Source organism: Moorena sp. SIO3I6, from assembly GCF_010672095.1.
Genome location: NZ_JAAHHU010000093.1, coordinates 21,900 through 25,594 on the forward strand (window position 1 = coordinate 21,900; position 3,695 = coordinate 25,594).

Genomic DNA, 3,695 nt, shown 5'->3' on the forward strand with positions numbered 1-3,695 from the left:
AACTGACGCTAAAGACCAAGTCATCATGCCCGATCAGGGTGCGGATTACCTTGCCCGTCTCTAGATTCCAGAGTTTGATGGTCTTGTCATCACTGCCAGAAGCCAAGGTCTGGCCATCCCGGCTGAATCTGACGCTCCTGACCGAGTCATCATGCCCGATGAGGGTTCGGATTACCTTGCCTGTCTCTAGATTCCAGAGTTTGATGGTCTTGTCACGACTACCAGAAGCCAAGGTCTGGCTATCCCGGCTGAAACTGAATCTCGTGACTCTGTTAGTATGCCCCTGCAAGCGGTTGCCTTTGCTGGCTTCATCAAGAACTTTGTGCAGGGCACTAATCACCTTTTGGTCCGATGCCTTGTGTTTTTGTAGGATTTTTCCTGCCTTAATCACCTCCACCAAAGCCTCCATGTCTTTATATTTAGCAAACAGAGACAAAGAAGAGCGAGCGAGAGAATTGGCTTGAGTAATTTCATAGTTTCTCCATTGCATCCAAACGGCAGCATAGAAAATCATTGCCCCCAGAACTGAGCCAGCGATGCTCCAACCCACAATTGTGTTACTGCGTTTTTTTCTAACACTGCGCCGCACGAAATCAACTTCTACCTGGTTAAACCAGTTGTCCTCACAATTGAGTTCTTTATTCAATACATCGAGATAAGGATTGGCATTCCAAAGAAATTGTCCGGATGATTGTTTTTTGCTTTTAACACTTTGCCACTCCACCGCTGCGGTCGTCAACCGCCGTTGTAGAAGTAAATTTTCCTCATCTAAATGTTTCCACTCCAGCAACCTTTGCCAACCCCTTACCAAAGCATCATGGGCAGGTTCGACATAGGGATTCCCCTCAGCATCTTGTCCTTCTACTAATAACCGTGCTGTGGTAAAATTATCAATTACTTCCTTAACTAAATCATTTTTCGCTGGTGGATATTCCAATTCTGATAAAGGTACGCGCCTACGGGCTAATTCACCCCCACCTAGTGCCACCATCCGCAGCATCACATGACGGATTACTTGCTCATAAGCGGGATTTTCTTGAACTAGCAAATGATACTCTTTATCTGCCCTTTGAGTTAGCGATCGCATTACTCCCCCCAATTCTTGATAATCGGCTTGAGTCAAGGCCCGATCAATAGTAATACCCCTGTATTGTGCCTCCCGTTGCCGCCTTAAATACTTGAGGAATAATTCACTCAAGGCAAAAGACAGCAAGGGCAATGCTCCGGGCATATCCGCCACTTCATCAATTAATTTTTCTACTAATTCGTGGGGCTGAAAATACATCACCCGTGCTTGAGCCGGTTTCTCGATTGCTTCGTTGAGTTCCCCTCGTGTCATGGCCGGTACAATAAATCGTCCACTTTGCCAAAGATTTATCAGTACCGTAGTTTCCAATTGATTTAGTACTTCCGGTGCCAACTTTAAGCCCACATCTGTGATTTGGGGTTCAAAGTCAGACCGTAGGGTTAATATTACCCGTAATTTATCCCCATGGGCATTTATGGCTGTGAGTATCTGTTGGAAAAACTCTTTACGCTGATCATAGTTTTGACAGAGTGTAATAATTTCTTCGCTTTGGTCAATAAACAGTAATAACTTAGAGTTGGGGTTATTTTTCGCCCAAACATCAATGCTCATTGCCAGGTTATGCTGTGGGTTTTGTGGCTCAACCAAGGGTAACTTAGCATTACATAGGACATTATTTAACCCTTGCAAGGGAGTCTCACCAGGACGGATGGGTGGCAAAATACACCATTTCTCAGTATTATCTTGCCGTAGTTTGGGAATTAATCCTGCCTTGACCAAGCTAGACTTACCTGAACCGGAAGCACCCAACACCACTGTCAGGGGATTAGCTTTGACAAAATCTTCTAACTTTTCTACTAGTAATGTTCTACCGAAAAACAGTGAACTGTGTTTCTCTTCAAAGGACTTTAAACCGCGATAGGGATTTTGTGATTGATCCAAAGGTGGTGCTGGTGGTAAATTAAGTTCATGTCCGGGAGAAAGAAAGATATACTCGCCTTTATCGTGTTTGTTTAAACACCAAATACCGGGCGTTTGTCGTATCCGGCATTTTTCTGTGGGAATTTCGACTCTATCCCGTAAATGTAAATATAATTCGGTGGCTGTAATTACCCCATCTCCAGCCGGTTTGCCATTCGTAGCAGGAGGATAGATATCTGCTGCACCTTCGAGAGCTTCTAATAATGCCGCCGCAAAAGGGGAATGATTACCGAATTGACCGCGTTCGCTATCTAAATTAAAGTTATCTAAAGCCTTTTGATCCGAGGCTGAGGAAGTAATGATTTGCCAGGCTGGGTCAGTAATAAAACGCTCATAACGCTCTTGGTGAATTACTTCTGGCGATGTGAGTACATCCCTAGTACTCGACCAACGGAAAGCACCAGCAAAACAGCAGTCGAGGATACCCAAGAAATGACGACAGGGTAATTGACTTAAAGCATCGTGTAACTTCGTCATGGGCAGATAACTATTAGTATCCCCCAGTTTGGCATCTTGAGGAATTAAGTAACCAGCCGGGCCATCATCCCCATTGAGAGCGACTCCATGACCAGCAAAGTAAAATAATAAGCGGTCATTTTCAGTGACAAGTTCGGGTAAGGTATGGGATAAAAATTTGTTAAAGTTAGACAGAGTTGCCACTTCGTCTAGGCATTCCCAGACTTCGTAATCATGCTTTTTGCGGAGAATTTCCACTAGTTTTTTGGCATCGTTTACGGCAGTGTTCAGGGGAGAAATGCCGTTGGTGTAGTTATTGATACCGATGATCAAGGCGAGATTGCGGGAAAACATGTTCTGCAAAAAGCACTTATAAAGATAACTTGAATACTAGTGATTAGTAGTATCCCATTTTGGCAAATATATCTTTTTATAGCAGTCGCCAGGGCAGTTATAACATGACAAAAGTCTCAAACCTAAGTAAGCGCAAGAGTTTGACTTGCGGACTTGCGGACTTGCGGACTTGCGGACTTCTGCTATATGTGGGCGGTATAATCACGCTCACACAGCAGTGGGATGCTCCCTATTTATTCCCCAAGATAATCTTTTGACTTTACGCAGAAATTCTTAGTTTCGTAATAAATCTTTACATACGGCGGTTTGCATAACTATCAGGTACACAGGATTTTTTCCCCTCTTCCCTCTTCCCCTCCTGGGAGGGGTTAGGGGTGGGTTCCTCTTCCCTCTTCCCCTCCTGGGAGGGGTTAGGGGTGGGTTCCTCTTCCCTTACTAAGGGCAGGGCTGTTTCAAAGTTTAATAAGTTAACGAGAAAAGGAGATAGGGGGATAGGGGGATAGGGGGATAGGGAAATAAACTAAAATTTTCCGAAAAATCCGCCAATTTAGTCATTAAAATCTGACAAATTAGTTGGGAGGAAGCAACTCCAATGACTAACAATTCGTGATTCGGCCTTCGAGGAGGGTTAGATAAATTTGGCCAAAATTCCGACTATTCGCGCTCCTTTTCTCCCCATCTCCCCATCTCCCCATCTCCCCATCTCCCCATCTATTTTTGGCGAGAATGAAACAGCCCTACCTTACTAAGGCTATGCTTTATAAACATATTTCTTTACAAAAAACTTGACAAAAGTAACTTGATATGATTAGTGTGATCAAAAAACTTGACGTCCCACGTTCTCGCTCAGTTTGTATAGGAAAAGCCTTTTGCCAAA

Annotated in this window: 1 protein-coding gene; it reads right to left on the reverse strand. The window is 44.1% G+C overall.

Annotation, left to right across the window (positions count from 1 at the left end):
* Nucleotides 1-2,818, reverse strand: a 2,818-nt coding sequence (locus F6K49_RS23370; RefSeq protein ID WP_293100523.1) for a caspase family protein, incomplete at its 3' end; no start/stop codon positions are given.
* Between the last annotated feature and the right edge of the window lie 877 nt (nucleotides 2,819-3,695).